This is a genomic window from Pseudoalteromonas sp. XMcav2-N, assembly GCF_024124545.1.
GTDB lineage: Bacteria > Pseudomonadota > Gammaproteobacteria > Enterobacterales > Alteromonadaceae > Pseudoalteromonas.
This window is the reverse complement of the sequence record NZ_JAMXSF010000016.1, coordinates 1-16963: the sequence shown is the minus strand read 5'-3', so window position 1 is coordinate 16963 and position 16963 is coordinate 1. Positions and strand designations below refer to the sequence as shown.

General features: G+C 49.1%; 16 protein-coding genes and 1 pseudogene. 8 read left to right on the top strand and 9 right to left on the bottom strand.

What is annotated here, in order from left to right:
* Positions 1-57: 57 nt before the first annotated feature.
* The 3 genes from NH568_RS18295 to NH568_RS18285 are packed head-to-tail and all read right to left on the bottom strand — an operon-like array spanning position 58 to position 2612.
* Positions 58-510, bottom strand: a complete 453-nt coding sequence (locus NH568_RS18295) for a hypothetical protein (protein WP_054015755.1) — start codon at positions 508-510, stop codon at positions 58-60.
* Positions 511-519: 9 nt separating this feature from the next.
* Positions 520-1785, bottom strand: coding sequence for an MFS transporter (locus NH568_RS18290; RefSeq protein ID WP_253049597.1), 1266 nt, complete (start codon positions 1783-1785; stop codon positions 520-522).
* Positions 1786-1790: 5 nt separating this feature from the next.
* On the bottom strand, positions 1791-2612 hold the full coding sequence (locus NH568_RS18285; RefSeq protein ID WP_253049595.1) for a nicotianamine synthase family protein: 822 nt from the start codon (positions 2610-2612) through the stop codon (positions 1791-1793).
* A 165-nt stretch (positions 2613-2777) separates the two neighbouring features.
* Between NH568_RS18285 and NH568_RS18280 the strand changes: the two genes are divergently transcribed.
* On the top strand, positions 2778-3950 hold the full coding sequence (locus NH568_RS18280) for an efflux RND transporter periplasmic adaptor subunit (protein WP_253049593.1): 1173 nt from the start codon (positions 2778-2780) through the stop codon (positions 3948-3950).
* Positions 3947-7051: an efflux RND transporter permease subunit gene (locus NH568_RS18275; RefSeq protein ID WP_253049591.1), complete on the top strand. Its 3105-nt coding sequence runs from the start codon at positions 3947-3949 to the stop codon at positions 7049-7051. Before NH568_RS18280 ends, NH568_RS18275 begins: the two co-directional genes overlap by 4 nt.
* Before the next feature lie 150 nt (positions 7052-7201).
* On the opposite strand, the gene NH568_RS18270 is transcribed toward NH568_RS18275, so the two are convergent.
* From NH568_RS18270 to NH568_RS18250, 5 genes are all read right to left on the bottom strand, one after another.
* The gene (locus NH568_RS18270) at positions 7202-9325 is read right to left on the bottom strand and encodes a TonB-dependent receptor (protein WP_253049588.1); all 2124 of its coding nucleotides are present in this window, start codon (positions 9323-9325) and stop codon (positions 7202-7204) included.
* A 192-nt stretch (positions 9326-9517) separates the two neighbouring features.
* The gene (locus tag NH568_RS18265; RefSeq protein WP_290444347.1) at positions 9518-10744 is read right to left on the bottom strand and encodes an FAD-dependent oxidoreductase; all 1227 of its coding nucleotides are present in this window, start codon (positions 10742-10744) and stop codon (positions 9518-9520) included.
* Positions 10745-10749: 5 nt separating this feature from the next.
* Complete coding sequence (locus NH568_RS18260) at positions 10750-12138, bottom strand: NAD(P)/FAD-dependent oxidoreductase (protein ID WP_253049584.1); 1389 nt, start codon at positions 12136-12138, stop codon at positions 10750-10752.
* A complete protein-coding gene (locus NH568_RS18255) occupies positions 12131-12451 on the bottom strand; it encodes a 2Fe-2S iron-sulfur cluster-binding protein (RefSeq protein WP_054015748.1) in 321 nt (106 codons plus the stop codon). The genes NH568_RS18260 and NH568_RS18255 overlap by 8 nt, the downstream gene beginning before the upstream one ends.
* A gap of 331 nt (positions 12452-12782) precedes the next feature.
* Entirely contained in the window at positions 12783-13142 is a 360-nt protein-coding gene (locus NH568_RS18250; protein WP_253049582.1) for a helix-turn-helix domain-containing protein, read from the bottom strand.
* A 108-nt stretch (positions 13143-13250) separates the two neighbouring features.
* Between NH568_RS18250 and NH568_RS18245 the strand changes: the two genes are divergently transcribed.
* The 4 genes from NH568_RS18245 to NH568_RS18230 are packed head-to-tail and all read left to right on the top strand — an operon-like array spanning position 13251 to position 15879.
* A complete protein-coding gene (locus NH568_RS18245) occupies positions 13251-13832 on the top strand; it encodes an NAD(P)H-dependent oxidoreductase (protein WP_253049580.1) in 582 nt (193 codons plus the stop codon).
* 9 nt (positions 13833-13841) lie between these two features.
* Entirely contained in the window at positions 13842-14390 is a 549-nt protein-coding gene (locus tag NH568_RS18240; RefSeq protein WP_253049578.1) for a redoxin domain-containing protein, read from the top strand.
* A 26-nt stretch (positions 14391-14416) separates the two neighbouring features.
* Positions 14417-14974 carry a carboxymuconolactone decarboxylase family protein gene (locus tag NH568_RS18235; protein ID WP_253049576.1) on the top strand — a complete coding sequence of 186 codons (558 nt, stop codon included), beginning with the start codon at positions 14417-14419 and terminating at the stop codon, positions 14972-14974.
* Entirely contained in the window at positions 14950-15879 is a 930-nt protein-coding gene (locus NH568_RS18230) for an aminoglycoside phosphotransferase family protein (RefSeq protein WP_253049574.1), read from the top strand. The genes NH568_RS18235 and NH568_RS18230 overlap by 25 nt, the downstream gene beginning before the upstream one ends.
* Positions 15880-15904: 25 nt before the next feature.
* On the opposite strand, the gene NH568_RS18225 is transcribed toward NH568_RS18230, so the two are convergent.
* Positions 15905-16429, bottom strand: a complete 525-nt coding sequence (locus NH568_RS18225; protein ID WP_253049572.1) for a hypothetical protein — start codon at positions 16427-16429, stop codon at positions 15905-15907.
* A gap of 230 nt (positions 16430-16659) precedes the next feature.
* On the opposite strand from NH568_RS18225, the gene NH568_RS18220 reads away from it, so the two are divergent.
* On the top strand, positions 16660-16902 hold the full coding sequence (locus NH568_RS18220) for a hypothetical protein (RefSeq protein WP_253049797.1): 243 nt from the start codon (positions 16660-16662) through the stop codon (positions 16900-16902).
* Positions 16865-16963, top strand: a pseudogene (locus tag NH568_RS18215) (transposase); the annotation flags it as partial. The gene NH568_RS18220 and the pseudogene NH568_RS18215, both read left to right, overlap by 38 nt.

Sequence of the window (16963 nt, the reverse complement as noted above, 5' to 3'; positions counted from 1 at the left end):
TGGTTATAACATAACATCAAAACACTAAATAGGAACAGTTTTTATTTACTTGTCCCATTAACCGGTTGGAACCAGAAAGCTCGCAGTGCCTGTGAAAGCGCCGCCTTCGACGTGGATCTGGCCATTCTTGTAATAGACGAGGTTGTCAGATAGTCGCTTCTTACAATGCTTAGGAAAGAACCCTTCAAAGCGGACTTCTTCAGTCGTATTGATAGTACGTTTAAACTTAATGTCTAAGTCTCTGAGGTAGACTTCCCCTACCTTTTCGGTCAACTGGTTGTCCCAGCATCCGTAAATAATCCCCAGCTGGGAAATCCAGATCATGGCGCTTTGAGCACTAAAATGAAAACGGCCATCTCCGGGCATTTGAAAATGCTCAACATTAATGCGACCGTCAATATAACCGGGCTCCAGAGAGACAGAGCTAAAAGACATACGCTCTTCACGCCAGCCATTTTCGAGGTAATCTGACATATAAGCGCGCTGCTGCGCTTGGGTTAGTTGAATCATGGTTAATCCTTACTTTGATGTAGATGGACTGGTTGTTTGAATTTGAGAATTAGCGCTGGGCGCTGCCATAAACACAGTGTTCAGCACTGCAGTTAAGACACCGATGGCTATCAGGCAATACCAGGCGAGATTGGCATTGAGTGCCGCATAGTCAAATGCAACACCTACCAGGGCGCTCCCTGCAATTAAGCCGACACCAGCAAACAAGTAGAAAAACCCGTAATGCGTTGCAACAGATTTCCCCTCAGCCAGTACCGAAATCTGGCTCATGATAAACGGAAAGCTCACCATAGTACCGAGCGTAAATAGTATGGCCAGCAGGCTCATGGGCAGGTAATACAAAACGCCCGACTGAGATGCCCAGTTTGGTATCAGGGTTGCAAATGACAGTCCCATCAGGGCGATCCCTATACTGATCCACTTTTCGGGCGACAACCAGCGCTCACACAGACGTGTTACAGGAAATTGCAATACAATGGCGATAAGTGCGCACAAGGTCAGCACCCAGGCCACCTCTTTGGGCTCTCCTGACTGCGTCACCAGGTGCAGCGGAATGGCAAATGAGATCTGATTGATCAACATAAAATATCCGGACATGATGATGGAAAATAACAAGAACTTCCTGTTTCCCAGTACACCTGCAATCATTGCCGATATGCCCCCTCCTTCAGATGTTGATTTGACATTGCTGCTACTTGCCTGAACCTGCTTGCCCGGCAGTAACACCACAAAGAGCAAGGCAAAGAGCGCAAAAGGTAGCGCTGATACCACACACAACACATCAAAGCTTACGGTCAGTAGCATAAGCCCGCATACGGGCCCCAATAGTTCACCGCCATTTCTCGCAACCCCGACCAGGGCAAACATCTGGGCACTGCTGAGCTCAGTTTGTTTAGAAAAATAAGACTGCGCCGCGGGTGTAAATAGCGCCCCGGCAAAGCCGGTTAAAAAGGCAGCTAAAAACAGTAACTCTGTCACCTGTGAAAACAAAAACAGACAAAAGCCCAAAGCTCTCAGCAAACAGCCTGCAACGATGGGCTTTTTAACCCCAAACAGATCGGCCAATAATCCACCGACCAGAAACAGACCTTGCTGGCAAAAAGAGCGCACACCCAAAACCAGTCCAACCAGGGTGGCGCTCAGCAGCAAGTCTTGCTTAAGGTAACCCGCTAAAAACGGGATTAGCATGTAAAAGCCCAGATTAAATACGAATGCCGCTACGAGCATGCAGCGGTACTCAACGCTGAGCTTCAGATAAGACGTAAACATCGACATAGCCGCTAAACCGGTTTTTGCGCAATCAAAATAGAATGGAAGTTATCGGCGTAAGTCTGAATTTTTAGTTTCAGTTGAAACGGCGCCAGACCAGCCTCATCGATACTCGGATACAACAAAGTGCGCAGATTAAATGCGGTGCGAACGACCAGTTGAGCACCCGGACGCATTTGCTCGTACAAGTGCGCAATGATTTTGTCTTTTAGCTGCTCATCTCCGACCAAAGCAGCAAGCCAGATCACATCATACCGATCCAGATCGGCCTGTTCACAGATATCATTGTGAATAAAATCCATCTGATTACCAGCAGATAGCGCGCCACAAACCTGCTTGCCAAGCATCAGGTCGTCATACTGAATATCGAGGTTATCAACCTCTAACCCGGCACCATGTAATGCCAGTGAAGTCAGAGGCAAAGCACCAGAACCAACCATCAACACCCGCTTTGCCGGTTCATCGGCCAATGAGTGTATGGCATTAATTTCCAGACCTGTAGCACGTCGATAGTGTTTGAAGTATGGGTACTCTTCTCGTAACACCTGTTGCGGCGCTGTGCTGGTCACAATGCGCTGTGCCCAGTGTCGTTCATACATGCTGGATGCCAGACTAAATAAATGCTGTATCTGGGGTTTGATGGCCTTAATGTTTGTCTGAGCAAGTACCTGCTCGGCAAACTCACTGCCATGTTCATTGGACAGCAATCCTAGAAACCGATCGAAGACTGCCATTGACTCGCTGTTGATGGTCAATCCCTCCATGGCATGAATTTGTTCATAAACGTCCACAATTTGCGAGGCGTGGATCCCTACCTGATTCGCGATAGTCATAAGTAAGTCACTGCTGTACTGTTCCGATTTTATGTTATAACATAACCCATAGGTTATTTATGTGTAAACCCATTTATTCAATAAATTTTAATTAACTTAGCGACTTAAAAATCACTGAAACAAATAATTTACCATTACAGGAAAGTGACACCCCGAGAATTTATTATGGATACAAATAAAAATAAGTCTTCTTTTCATCAACTTAAACGGCGTTATGCGGCCCTCATAGCGGTACTAATTGCGGGCGGTTCCGCATGTGCAGCCTTACTGACTCTGGCAAGTCCGACAAAGGACACTCAACCACAGGATGTGCAACTTCCGCTGGTATCAAGCACTCCACTGGTGGCAATAGATCATCAAACAACACTGTCATTGTCTGGAATTTTAAAACCCGCAGAGCAAACAGAGGTCGCTTTTGAGCTGCCAGGTAAAATTGCCTGGCTCAACGAGGCATTTATCGAAGGTGGCATTATTAACAAAGGCGATATACTGGCCAGACTGGACCCCTTTGATTACCAAACTCAGTTGCTGAACAAGCAGGCCGAGCTGGCGCTGGCTCAGGCACATTTATCTGAGCAAATCGCGCTCGCTGATGTGGCCAAAAAAGAATGGGCACACAGCCCCCATGTCACAGAACTGGCACTGCGCAAACCTCAGGTCGCCAGTGCCAGAGCACAACTTAAGGCGGCCGAAGCGCAACTGGCGCAGGCAGAAAAAGATCTGGCCCGTACTCAGTATTATGCGCCTTACGATTCACTGGTAACACAACGAGATACTGGCCTGGGCCAGGTTATCTCTGCGGGTCAGGCGCTTGGCCGACTGGTTAACCTGAGCTACGCAGAACTCCATGTGCCTGTTGCCCAGTTCGAGCGGCCTTTTCTGCCAGTGTTACCGGCACCAAACGTGCAGATCACAGCCGAGAATGTACACCGTACAGGCACACTTGTCCGGCATACCGGTCAGCTCAGTGACACGACAAGAATGGCCTACTATGTGATCCGGATAGACGATCCGTACGCACTGCATAGCTCAATGCCTGCAGTCTATTTTGGCCAGTTTTTGCAGGCACAGGTTGCGGGGATCACCCTTAAGAATGTGCTGAGAGTGCCACAAGAGTGGATTAAGAACGACACACTCTGGTTGACAAGTCCACAGCAAAGACTGGTGCAGTACTCTGCCAACATACTCCGCCGGGAACACAACTATGTTGTGCTCAGCGCCCCGCCACTGTCAGATCATCAGGTTGTCACGCATTTGCCTGATTACCCTCAAACGGGCATGCAGGTGCGTAGCGATTTAACTCACACTCAGCTGGCAGTCAAAGGAGAAAAGCAATGACGCAGCGACACGGACTCATCAGTTATTTCGTCCATCATCCGGTGGCTGCTAACCTGCTGATGCTATTTATCGTCTGCATGGGGTTGCTCAGCTATCAGGGGCTCCAACGACAAACTTTCCCGGTGTCTGACAATAACAGGATAGTCGTAACAGCCACCCAGCTTGGCGCATCAGCCAGAGAAATCGAAGAAAACATCCTGTTGAAGATTGAACAGGCTTTGAAACCACAGGTAGGCATCAAACGCCTGACCAGCCAGGCCACACCATCACGCGGATTGGTCGATATTGAGCTGGAACACGATCAGGATCTGGCATACCGGCTGGATGAAATTAAAATGAAGCTGGATGCCATAGCAACTTTCCCCGCGACCATGGAGCCACTGCGCATTACCGAGCGAGCACAGCGCCAGCGTGCCCTCAGTGTTGTGTTGTCAGGCCCGGATAACCCGCTAGAGCTGAGAAAACTGGGCAACGAATTAAAAGATGAATTGCTGCAACTCGATGGGATCTCTCATGTTGACCTGTCTGCCATTCCCGACTACGAAGTTGCCATCGAGCTTTCTCCCATTCGCTTACAGGAGTACAAACTGAGCCTGTCAGACGTCGTAGATGCAATCCAGACCCACGCCGATAACCTCTCCGCAGGCCAGATTAAAACCGCCCGTGGTAACATCTATCTCAGACTTGAGCAGCGGGGCTATCAAGGCAGCGACCTTGCCAATACACCAGTCATTACCGGACCTTTGGGTGAAACTGTGCTGCTCCGAGATATTGCCACCATCAAGGATGGTTTTCGCGAGACCCTGGATGCAGGCCGCTTCAACGGTGAACAGGCGGTTTATATCATGGTGCTGGCAGCCAAAGAGCAATCACTGACCGCAGTGGTTGCACAGGTAAAAGCCTATATCGAATACAAGCGCCGGGCGTTGCCCGAGCATATTCATATCCACGAGTTTGTCGACGTTACTCATTATTTGCAGGGGCGCCTCAATATGATGCTGGAAAATCTCGCCCAGGGTGCCATTTTGGTGTTTATTGTGCTGGCCGTGTTTCTGCGCACCCGCCTGGCGGTCTGGGTGATGATCGGTTTACCGGTTTCTATGCTCGGCGCTTTTTGGTTAATGCCACTGTTTGGCATTACCATGAACCTGGTGTCATTATTTGCCTTTATTATGGTGCTCGGGATTGTGGTAGATGATGCCATCGTGATTGGCGAAAGCGTCTGTGAGCAGGTTGAGTCCAATGGGCACACACCCGCTCAGGTGATCCGGGGAGCACAAAAAGTCGCGATGCCCGCCACCTTTGGTGTGCTGACCACCATTGCCGTGTTTATGCCCTTTATGTTCAGCAGCGGACCCAACTCAGGGCAATTTATCGCCATCGCCGGAGTGTGTATCTTGTGTTTGTTCTTCAGCCTGATTGAATCAAAGCTGATTTTACCGGCACACTTAGCCGCAACCCGGTTACCACCTAAGCCGAAGGATCACTGGCGTAATCGCTTCAATGCCCGCCTTCAATACCTGCTACACAGTTATTATGCACCGCTGCTAAATCGCTGTATTCACTATCGTTATGCAGTCATCGCCGGATTTATTTGCCTGCTGGTACTGGCCCTCTGCCTGGTTATAAGTGGCTTATTACGCTTTACCCCTGTGCCCAAAGTGCCGCATGACTACCCGTCAATCAATATTCAAATGCATCATACGGTCTCTGAAGCACAGACACTCAACGCCGTCGAACAAATAGAGAATCTGATCAATCGGGTTGAGCATGCAATCCAGACCGAAACCGGTAAACCCATGATGGATGTGATGTATACCCGCATCGACCACCTCACTGAGGCGGAAGTGGTTGTCCCTTTGGTACCAGAAGCACAACGCCCCTTCGACACCTTCGAGCTGGCAAGGCGCTGGCGTGAACAGCTGCCCGATATACCTGGCGTTAAAAAGCTCACCATTGAATCAGATGTCATCGACATCGCCGAAAAGAGCGATCTTGAATACCGCCTGTTCGCCAAAGACGCAGAAACACTGTCACGGGCAAGTCGGGACTTCATTAATCAGCTCAACACAATTCGTGGCGTACACAGTGTCTACTCTACACTGGATAACGCCCAGACTGAGTACCAGATCCAGCTTAAACCACTGGCCCATCAGCTCAAGCTTAGTGCAAAGGAAGTGACTCGCCAGGTTGGTGCCCGCTTCTATGGTCTGGAAATACAGCGCATTATGCGCGAAGGTCAGGAAGTAGTATTCAAGGTCCGTGGCACCCTTTCAGACCGCCAGCAGCTGAGCGCGCTGCTGCACACATTGATCACTCTGCCAAATGGTGAACAGGTGTTTTTTGGTGATGTTGCGCAAACCGTTGCAGTACCGGGCTTTTCGAGTATCCATCGGGAGCAGGGCCACCAGGTCGTAACCATCAGTGCCAATATTGACGCCCAATACACCGCCGTTTCACACATGGCCGATCACATCGACTCTCAGCTTCTGCCCGAGCTGACAAGCACTTATCAGGGACTCACCACTCAACCGGGCGTAGCGCTGGAAGCACAAGAACAAGAGCAAAGCCAGGTGATGACGTTTGGCATCATTGGCTTGCTGGTGGTTTATTGCTTACTGGCACTGCCGATGAAGAGCTATCTGCAGCCGCTGATTGTGATGTCCGTGATCCCGTTTTCTGTAGTCGGGGCCCTGTGGGGACATTACCTGCTGGGATACAGTCTGAGCATGATGTCAGTCTTTGGGATTGTTGCCGCAGCGGGGGTTGTGATCAACGACTCGCTCGTCATGACTGATGTGATCAATCGTCAAAGAACTGCCGGGCAAGATATGAAAGCTGCGGTAGTAGAGGCAGGTATTGGACGCTTCAGAGCCATCTTGCTTACCTCGCTGACCACGTTTTTGGGGTTGGTACCCATTATGTTTGAATCGAGTCTGCAGGCTCAGTTTGTAATACCAACCGCCATTTCACTGAGCTTCTCGGTGCTGTTTGCAACCGCGGTAACGCTGCTTATGGTACCTTGCCTTTACGTGATGCTGGAGGATCTTAAACGGATCTTCACGTCATACAAACCAGCAGCCAAAGCCCGTCAGCTTTAAATATAGAAAACCCGGCGGATATGCCGGGTTTTGTTCATCAGCGTAATATGCGCTTACTGCTTACGCTTGCGAAAATACAGATAAAAAAATGTGCCCGGGCAGGGAGCGCAAGGGCACATTAAACACTTCTAACAAGTCGAAGGGCAAAAGTTAGAACTGATAAGATGTCGACAATAAGACCTTGCGCGGCTCGCCTGGCTGCACCCAAATCTGAGAATATGAGTTGGTAAAGTGTTTACGGTCAAAGGCATTATGTACCTGTGCCTTGACAGACCAACGCTCACTGATCGCATACTCTGCAAACAGATTCACCGTAACATAGGAAGGCAGATAGAAATCTGTACCACGCTGTCCCAGTCGTTCATCGACGTACTGCGCACCTATCCCCGCAGACAACGCATTGCCATTCAAAGTATATTGCTGGCTGAGCTGAATGCTGGCCGCGTTCTCAGGGATATTCAGAAGGTCATCGCCTTTTTTGATGGGCGCGCCCAGGCCAGTATCAACAGAGTCTTTACTTACCTGCGCATCCAGATACGCGTAAGAGAACTGGATCTGAATATCGGCAGGCAACTGGCCAACGACATCCAGTTCAATGCCCTGACTCGTAGCTTCACCAATGGCGGCGCTATGGCCTGGATGATTGAGATCCGCAACTATGATGTTAGTCTGCTCACTGTCAAAGTACGCCAGCGTAACATCCAGATTATTATCTAACAGTGACCATTTACTGCCGAACTCAATTGACTCGCTCTGGTTCGGGTCAAAGCTCTCATTTTTATAGTCAAGACCAAAGTTCAGGCGATAGCCTTCGCCATAGGTTGAGTACAGCGACCAGCTATCAGTAAACTGATATACGAGACCCAACTGCGGACTGAAGTGTTGTTCAGACTGTTCGAAGTATATATTGTTGAGTTTGTCGTCTGTGGTTTGCTTTAACCAGTCAAAACGACCCCCAATCCGCACCTGAAGTGCGTCAGTCAGGGCTATCTGGTCCTGGATATACAAACCCGTTGCCCACTGATTTTGTTGGCGCTCAATAAACGGGTTTGGGGTCGGTGGCGTGTGCTGGCCATAGACAGGCTGATGAATATTAATGGCATACAGCTGCGCATCGGTCGTGTCCGGACCCAGCGCTGGGGCGCGAGCAACTCGGTAGTCACGATCATACTCAAACCGGTCGTAGTCAACGCCCACGATAATATGATGCTTGATTGAACCTGTTGTGATATCACCCGCCAGTTCAAAGCGCGCCACGTACTGATCAGTATCATAGGCACGCAACCTGCGCTGTCGCGTCAGGGTCTGAAAATCACGGTAAAGTTTTTGCCTCGAAGGTGCAATATCGGCATCACTAGACAAACTATCCAGCTCTGTTTGCCTGAAAGCCAGTGCCGAACTCAGTTGCCAGTCGCTGTTTAAGTCATATAACCATTGAACCTGGTGACCGTGCACCATAGTGGTCGTTGGGCCATCACCTGGCTCGCCCAGGAAACGCTCAATAGGCATAAAGTCAAAGTTACCATTCAGTGCGAGAATACCGCGGTCGAACGGGATCTCCTGCTCGGCATATTCAAAGTCATAGTGCCAGGTTGAATCTGCACTCTGATCAAACACAAATGACGCCATCAGGCCATGCTTTTGTGTTTCTATGGTGTCGCGAAAACTGTCTTCTTCCTGATAAAAACCAATAAAGCGGCCCGCAACCGAGTCTGACATTACAGTGTTGATATCTCCCACCAAACGGCGATGTGCACGGCTGCCCGCCGTCAGTTCAAACTCGCTGGATGACTGAAAGGTAGGCTTTTTAGTTACCAGATTGATTGAGCCACCCGGCTCTCCTCGGCCAAACAAAGCGGCTTTTGGTCCCTTTAGCACCTCAACGCGTTCAATGCCCGACACATCCCGGGGACCTGAGAATCCACGACCTGCGTTAAAGCCATTGACCAGATATCCGCTGGGTACGTTTTCGTCCCCAAAAAAACCACGGATAGCAAAGCTGTCCCACAGACCACCCAGGCTATTCTGTCGGCTGACCGACGCAGACATATCCAACACCTGAGTTAATCCTGTTACGCCAGTTTGTTCAATCAGTTCAGAATCAAATTCGAACAGTGCTTCTGGTGATTGCAGATGAGTGAAGTTACCGCGATAAGCCTGACGCTCTCCCGTTACTTCAATTTTTTCAATGGCACTGTCGGCATGTGCAGTAAACGCCGCAGCAAGAGACAAAGAGAGTACACTTAAACGACACGCAGAGTGTAAGGGTTTCATTATCAATCCTTCATTATGATATATTATAACAACTAAGCGCGTGGACTGTACCACGAATGTAGCCAGCTGTTAAGACATAAGCTATGAAGTTTTTCTGCCGTTCAGCACTTTGTTTTTTATTAAGAATGTTGACACAGTTAAGGTTAAAATCGGGAGCCTCCCTGCCCCTCGAGTTTCTTCCCGTAATCAGAATTAACCGGCTTTTTGCTCGGCCTCGTCAAAACGCGCGACGCTGAACGGAGTCAGATCCAGCGAAGGGGTTTTGCCGGTTATCAGCTCAGTCATCAACTGCCCAGTAATCGCAGATGTCAGAATACCGGTACGGAAATGACCACAGGCATTCAGATATCCTTCGATCCCCTCAACCGGGCCCAGAATTGGCAACTCGTCCGGCGTGCCTGGTCGCAAACCTGCCCAGCAACGCTTTATGCTCGACTCTTTGAGAATTGGCAGACACTTCATCGCACCCTGTGACAGCTCCTGGATCTTGTCCAGACTGTTAGTGGTATCAAAGCCCTTTTCTTCGGTGGATGAGCCAATCAGGATCTCACCATTGTCCTTTTGTGCAATGTAACAATCGCTGGTGCTGATGCAGCCATTCATGATCTTCGGCATCCGCTCTGAGAGCACTATTTGTCCTTTCACCGGATAAACCGGCATAGTGCGTCCCGTTGCTTGCTGATACAGTTCATTCGCCCAGGCGCCGGACGCGTTGATCAGTGTATCGCAGAAGAACACTTGATCGTGGGTCTTCACCCCTTCCACCACATTGCCGTTACGGATCACTGAGGTTACTTCAGTGTTCAGATATAAAGACACCCCATTCTGACGGGCCCCTTCCAGGTAGGCGTCGACCAGACGATACGGGTTCACCTGGTGGTCACAAATAAAGTCAATGGCCCCAATGGCATCGTCCGTCACATAGGGTTCTTCCTTTTTGAGCTCTTCTGCATCCAGCCAGCGCACCTGATCGGCCAGATGTGGGATCCCCTCTGTGATCTGCTCAGCGTATAACCTGTCTTCTTCGTTATACATAATGAATTTCAGACCCGTGCGCTCAAATTTAAAGTCAACACCATGTTTTTCAAGCATTTCCTGATGTAATGCCGGGTACATATTGTTTGAGGTCAGGGCAAATTCAAAAAAGCAGTCTGGTAACTGATGCGGGCGCATCACGGGCACTTCCTTACCCTGGGCTTCGCTGTGCAACTTGGACAAGGTCTTAAAAAAGATCACACCACAGCCCAGGCCGACCGATTCGCCGATAGCCCACAACCCGCCTGCAGAAGCCCGTGAAGCATTACCAGGTTTCTTCAAATCAATTAGCGCGATTTTTAAATCTGTATCGCGACTCAAAAAGTATGCGCACGCTGCACCCACGGCACCGCCACCAGCGATGACAACATCATATTTTTTCATTGTGTTCATTCCATTAAAGTAAAGGGGATAGGATCAAGGGGAAAACGCGGTTTGATCACACCGATGTTTTCCGTCAGGCCTGCTTCGTGCAGGTAATCCAGCGCATATGAACTGCAGGTTTTCCCCTGACAATCTCCCATGCCGATCCGGGTACGCATCTTCAGGCTGGTGATGTCTTTCACACCTTGCGCAATGGCTTCGTCCAGCTGCTCACGGCGAACCTGTTCACAACGACACACCACAGTTTCGGGCGCTGCCAACGTCAATAAACCAGGCTGTCTGTCTGAAAAGCGATCAAAGCCAAAGCGGAACTTTTTGATCCGGGCGAGCTTATTCTTTACTTTGGTTGCACGACTAAACAACTGAGACTCTGTAATTTTTCCGCATTGCCAGGCAAGACGCAGCGCTGCCAACTGCCCCTCACAAATGGCCGCATCGGCGCCCAGCAGACCATTACTGTCGCCCACCACAAACGCGGCATGGTTTTGGCTCTGATGCCATTCATCAAGCGCAGGTACATAGCCACTGACCTTAGTGTAGTTATGCTCCAGACCCAGCAACATGGCTAACTGTGTGCGTGCTACAAAGCCGTAGCCAACCCCGATTGCATCCACTTCTACCTTAACTGCCAGGTCACGTTGAGGACGCCACTGGCTATCATAAGGCGCAACCTGAATGCTCTTAAGTTGCTCATCCCCCTGGGCGCTGACGATACCCCAGCCATATTTGAAAGGAATCTTGTGCTTTTTGAGATAGCTCATCATGCTCATGCCTGAGAGCGTTAACTTGGGCTTGTTAAGCAGCGCAACGGCTTCTTTTGCCAGTTTGGCAAATGGACTGGCTTCAAAGACACCCACCACATCAACACCCGCTTTATGTAACTGGCAGGCAACCAAGGGTAACAAAGGCCCTGTGCCAACCAGTGCCATTCGCTGGCCCGGTCTGACCAGGCCACTTTTAAGCTGTAATTGCACACCGCCAAGTAGCATAACACCGGGTAACTGCCAGCCGGGAAACGGTACACTGCGCTCATGACAACCCGTTGCGAGGATCAGGTGCGCGTAAGGCTGACGGCTCAGGCCTGAATTATCGCTGAGCAACAACTGATTGCTCCCTTCCGGGCCCAGTACCCGTGTTTGTGTTTTAACTTCAATAGAGTCACTATGCGCCTGATACCGGGTTTGCAGTGCCGTCATGGCACGCTTTAAATTATCATCCAGGTGCGGCAAAGAATCAGTCTGGCGCAACGGACCACGATAGATCACACCACCCAGTTTTGGGGCCTCATCGATGATCACCGACTTTAAACCATGACGTGCCAATTCCGCCGCCGCAGCAGTACCAGCCGGGCCGCCTCCCACGATCACAACCTGATCATGTATCTGACTAGTCATGTTTGATCCCCTCTTCCTTGAAACGATTGGTCAGGGTTTCAACCGACATGCGTGGCTCTACCAATGTCTGGCAGGCCCGCTGTTTGTGCTTTGCATTGATTTTTACCTGACAACAATGACATACACCCATGCCACAATAGGCACCTGAGGCCACTTTGCGATCATTTTCCATCACTCTGGCATAGTTTGCCGCGAGTAACACAGACAACACGGTCTCGCCTTCACAGGCTTCAACAGGTTGATCATCGACGGTAATTTTGAAATTGCGCGAAGGCAGAGGCGTAATGTCTCTGGTACGCTTAAGTGATTTCATAGCTTGTCTCTCTCGTGTAGTGATACATCATCAACCGCAAAATCAGTACGATTGATAAACAGGACAGGCGGAGAGCCACTGACGCTGAGGGTAACTTAAAATGATAATTAAAAGTTAACTGCTTAAAAGTGTGTAACCGTTTTTCCGGTTCCTTTCGCTCGTCTATGCCCTATTTTAGGCACATTTAGCTCATCTCCTGTGAACGAGAGAAGATTAACTCGGAATAAACAATTATTCCATATTTATTTACATTGAATAAACAAAACTTGATCTGGATCTGGGCATGCCGGTTTTTAGAGCATATGCCGTTGTGTGTACCCGTACTTTAGAACTAGCTCACTTGGTGAGACTCAGACCAGACGCGCAGTTGCTCCAGTATATGCAATGCCGAGCGACCAAACTCGGTCAGCTCATAGGTTACTGCGACTGGGCGTTCATTCACAACGGTGCGCAGCACCATGCCCTGAGCTTCCAGCTCCTTCAGGCGTTGATCGATCATTTTTTTGCTGGCGCCTCCGAGCATTCTGGCCAGATCGTTAAAGCGCACCGGCTCATCTTTGAGATGATAGATAATGGATCCCGTCCACTTTCCACCGATCAGGCGCATACCCTTCTCAATAGCACAAGGTTCCTTGCACGCATTTAAAACTTTTTTTCTTCCTTTACTATCTGTTTTAACAACACTTTCCACAGTATTCGCTCCAAATCCAGGGTGGTTACCAAAAGTAAACTAATTGAATAAAGGTTACAGGTTACTATTATAAACCAGGTTAGTAATTAAGCCTACCGGAGAATTAACATGAATAAAGCCCTGATCATTAACGCTCATCAGTATTACCCGTTTTCTGAGGGAAAACTCAACGCAACCCTGGTAGACAAAATGGTGTCTCATCTCAATGCCAAAGGACTTGAGACCCGGGTTGTGACTATGGCTGAGCCGCTGGATATTGAACAACAACTAGAGCTGCATCGCTGGGCGGATGTGGTACTGCTTCAGTCCCCCATCAACTGGATGGGCCTGCCCTGGTCGTTTAAAAAATACATGGATGAGGTGTATACCGCAGGCATGGGTGGTGCTTTGTGTGATGGTGACGGTCGCTCGGCAGACAATCCCAAAGCCAATTATGGCCATGGTGGCACACTCAGCGATACGCGTTATATGCTGTCAGTGACCTTTAATGCCCCGGCTGAGTCGTTTAATGACGAGCACGAGTTTTTTGAAGGCAAAAGTGTAGATGACTTGCTATTTCCGGCCCATATGAACTTTAAGTTCTTTGGCATGCAGTCTATACCTACGTTTAGCTGTTTTGATGTGATGAAAAACGCAGACATTGAACGCGACCTTGCTCGCTTTGAGACCCATTTAAATACCTACTTTTAAGGAACAGCCATGAGCCAAGCGTACCAGAATACTCAAAAGCTTCACCCCGGTAGCCCGTTTCCGGATATTAAGGTCACTCTGACCGACGGCAGTACACGCCCTCTGGCACAAGCCAATACTGACGACCGCTGGCAGTTGGTGCTGATTTACCGTGGCCGCCATTGCCCTTTGTGTACTCGCTATCTAAATGAGCTTGAGCAATTCAAAAACAAGCTCGCCGACATCAAAGTAGACATTGTTGCTGTCTCGGGAGATAGCCTGGCGCAACTCCAAAGCCACAGTGAGCAGCTCAACGTATCGTTTACACTGGGCTATGGCCTGAGCCTTGAAGAAATGCAAACGCTGGGCCTTTTTATCTCTGATCCGCGCTCCGCACAGGAAACCGATCATCCGTTTGCGGAACCCGGACTCTTTGTAGTTAATCAACAGGGAAACATTCAGGTGACAGATATCTCGAACAACCCGTTTGTTCGTCCGGACCTGACTTCTCTGGTGAATGGGCTGGCCTGGATCCGCGACCCGGATAACAACTACCCCATTCGCGGTATGCATAAATAAATCGCCATTTAACAGGAGCAATATATATGTTCACGTATTATGAACCCGATACGGCACCGGAAGAATCCAAACCACTTATGGCGCAATCCCTGGCCAGTTTTGGTATGCTACCTAACCTGCATAAAGTATTGGCTGAATCGGCTGTAACCTACAAAGCGTATAACGACACCTTTACCGCCTTTATGCAGGACAGCAGCATGTCGGAGGTTGAACAACAGGTGGTTTTTATGACTGCCAATTATCAAAACAACTGCCACTACTGTGTGCCGGGCCACACCTGGATGATGAAATCGGCCGGAATGCCCGAGGCGCTGATCACCGCACTGCGCGAAGGCACATCGCTGCCCGACAGTAAGCTTCAGGCTCTACAGGATTTTGTAAAAGCTTTGCTGGCCAAACATGGCCACATTGGCGACGACGCACTGAATGCTTTTCTCGCTGCCGGTTACAATAAGCAGCAAGCACTGGAAGTATTGACCGGTCTGGCCGCAAAGCTTATCTCCAATTTTACCAATGCCCTGGCCAAAACCGAGTTGGATCCGCCTATGCAGCCCTACCAATGGACGCACCCGGATTCACGGTAATCGTCTGCGCCAATTCGCAAAATAAACGCATGAGTGTGAATGCATTGCCAGAGCTACGCTTAGAGAGTACACAGCACAGGCCGCTTAGCGGCGGCCTGACCCATAACACCACTCTGCTGACAAGGAGTAACGGAACCCTTTGGGTATGTAAACGCTCACTTGGCCGCAATCAATCAGGGCTGAAGACCGAGGCCTACGTATACTCATTACTGACACCCACCCGCTTTGCGCTACCGGTAGAATTTCATCAAAGTGAAACTGGCCCGCAGACGTTATTACGACCCTATATTGAAGGAACAAGCATAACTGACTGGGCGGCATTAGATATCGAACAGGTGATCACCCTGCTTAAACGAGTCCACCAGATAACTCATGCGCGTCACGGCAAAGTCATTGCCCCTACCGGCCTCACACTGAATCCGGCAAAACACCTCACCGCTACCTGGCGATACTTTCGTAGTCGGACCGCAGAGCATGCCAAACTGACCAAACTCTACTACTCACTGCATCCGGTATTGCAGGCGCACCAGCCCTGTTTTGACCAGCTCTGCACCTTTACGCTCAATCACGGTGACTTCCACCCCGGCAATCTCATCGTTACGCCTGCTCAGCAGCTCATCCCCATTGACTGGGAGCGCGCACATTTTGGCGACCCCGCATTCGACCTGGCCCTGCTCAACTGGCACGGCTACGGCCCCATCGTTGACTCAGCGTTACAAATCCGCGCCATTGCGCTTTACACTCAGTGCCCGGCGGAACAAATACAATTGCAAAAACGCGTCATATGCTGGAGTTTACTGCGCCTGTTTAATGATTATTTGTATCTGACACACAACAAATTGACAGTGGAGAAGGTGTCGCGGTTTGAGGAGGAGCTCAAGCTATACTTAGCAGTGCTAAACTGACCGATTTTTGTTATTACGCTTCTTTTCAGTGTTCATCTTTAGGTTCCAACAAACGCTTTTTATACCTATACTTGAGCGCTTCCATTCCCTTGGATATCAACTTACCATTTTGAAAGTTAAATACGAATACGTCTTGGTCATACCCTATTTGAACGCCATTTTCATGACGATAACTTTCCTCTCCTACCATAAGAGTGATCTTGCCTGTAAACCAATCTGCATGTATTGGGTATTCTTGAGTACCGAAAAAGTCTCCTGAACTCACTGGGTTAAATTTTCTCTCGCAAGGATTTTTTTGCATAGAGTTGAGCATGAGTTTTCCATCGAGAAGTTGCCAACGAGCTTTGTAACCCCGCCAACTTGCAGTACAGAAATCGGGCTCCAATATTAATCTAATAGTTTCATTATCAAATTTTTGGCTTAGAGGCCTTTCAGCTATAGGATAAGTTTTTCCTTTAAAACCAATCGTAAATATGTCATCAATTTGCTCAGTTGCAAAGGAATGAAAATTGAGTGTGGTCAGGGTAGAAAAAAGAAATAATCTAATCATCTATAAATTTTCCTTAGACCAGGTGCTTGCTCGGCCTTACTTACACAATAAACCACGTTCGCATTTTTTGACACACAAACAGGCATAATAACCCTTACCACTCTATCATTTACTTTATAAAGCATACCACCAGTAATTTTGCTTAAAAATTTATCTATCATTCAAAAACTTGTCGGCCATACCTACACCATCTATGCTCTCGAGCTGCTTCAAGGGTAAGGACGAACCCAATGCCAGTGGCACGGAAAAGCCAGGTCAGTTTAGTTGACTCAAAATACTACCATTGTATCTATCGCTACGTACCATTGCTGACACCCACCAGTAATACTTACTCATTGCTAAACGTTAAAATCAAACGACACCCATTCCAAAACTTGTCGACTATACTTTCTGCTTCTATGCTCTTTATCTGCTCCAAGGATAAGGACGAATCCTATGCCAACGGCACGGAAAAGCCAGGTCAGCTTAGTTGACACAAAATACTACCATTGCATCTCCCGCTGTGTCAGGCGTGCCTTTTTATGCGGTGAAGAC

What these genes read in the sequence shown, in the direction of transcription:
- NH568_RS18285 (WP_253049595.1), bottom strand. Translation starts at nt 2,612, where the DNA reads ATGACTATCGCGAATCAGGTAGGGATCCACGCCTCGCAAATTGTGGAC.
- NH568_RS18230 (WP_253049574.1), top strand. Translation starts at nt 14,950, where the DNA reads ATGGACGCACCCGGATTCACGGTAATCGTCTGCGCCAATTCGCAAAAT.
- NH568_RS18280 (WP_253049593.1), top strand. Translation starts at nt 2,778, where the DNA reads ATGGATACAAATAAAAATAAGTCTTCTTTTCATCAACTTAAACGGCGT.
- NH568_RS18220 (WP_253049797.1), top strand. Translation starts at nt 16,660, where the DNA reads ATGCCAGTGGCACGGAAAAGCCAGGTCAGTTTAGTTGACTCAAAATAC.
- NH568_RS18265 (WP_290444347.1), bottom strand. Translation starts at nt 10,744, where the DNA reads ATGAAAAAATATGATGTTGTCATCGCTGGTGGCGGTGCCGTGGGTGCA.
- NH568_RS18295 (WP_054015755.1), bottom strand. Translation starts at nt 510, where the DNA reads ATGATTCAACTAACCCAAGCGCAGCAGCGCGCTTATATGTCAGATTAC.
- NH568_RS18290 (WP_253049597.1), bottom strand. Translation starts at nt 1,785, where the DNA reads ATGTCGATGTTTACGTCTTATCTGAAGCTCAGCGTTGAGTACCGCTGC.
- NH568_RS18240 (WP_253049578.1), top strand. Translation starts at nt 13,842, where the DNA reads ATGAGCCAAGCGTACCAGAATACTCAAAAGCTTCACCCCGGTAGCCCG.
- NH568_RS18225 (WP_253049572.1), bottom strand. Translation starts at nt 16,429, where the DNA reads ATGATTAGATTATTTCTTTTTTCTACCCTGACCACACTCAATTTTCAT.
- NH568_RS18260 (WP_253049584.1), bottom strand. Translation starts at nt 12,138, where the DNA reads ATGACTAGTCAGATACATGATCAGGTTGTGATCGTGGGAGGCGGCCCG.
- NH568_RS18245 (WP_253049580.1), top strand. Translation starts at nt 13,251, where the DNA reads ATGAATAAAGCCCTGATCATTAACGCTCATCAGTATTACCCGTTTTCT.
- NH568_RS18275 (WP_253049591.1), top strand. Translation starts at nt 3,947, where the DNA reads ATGACGCAGCGACACGGACTCATCAGTTATTTCGTCCATCATCCGGTG.
- NH568_RS18255 (WP_054015748.1), bottom strand. Translation starts at nt 12,451, where the DNA reads ATGAAATCACTTAAGCGTACCAGAGACATTACGCCTCTGCCTTCGCGC.
- NH568_RS18235 (WP_253049576.1), top strand. Translation starts at nt 14,417, where the DNA reads ATGTTCACGTATTATGAACCCGATACGGCACCGGAAGAATCCAAACCA.
- NH568_RS18270 (WP_253049588.1), bottom strand. Translation starts at nt 9,325, where the DNA reads ATGAAACCCTTACACTCTGCGTGTCGTTTAAGTGTACTCTCTTTGTCT.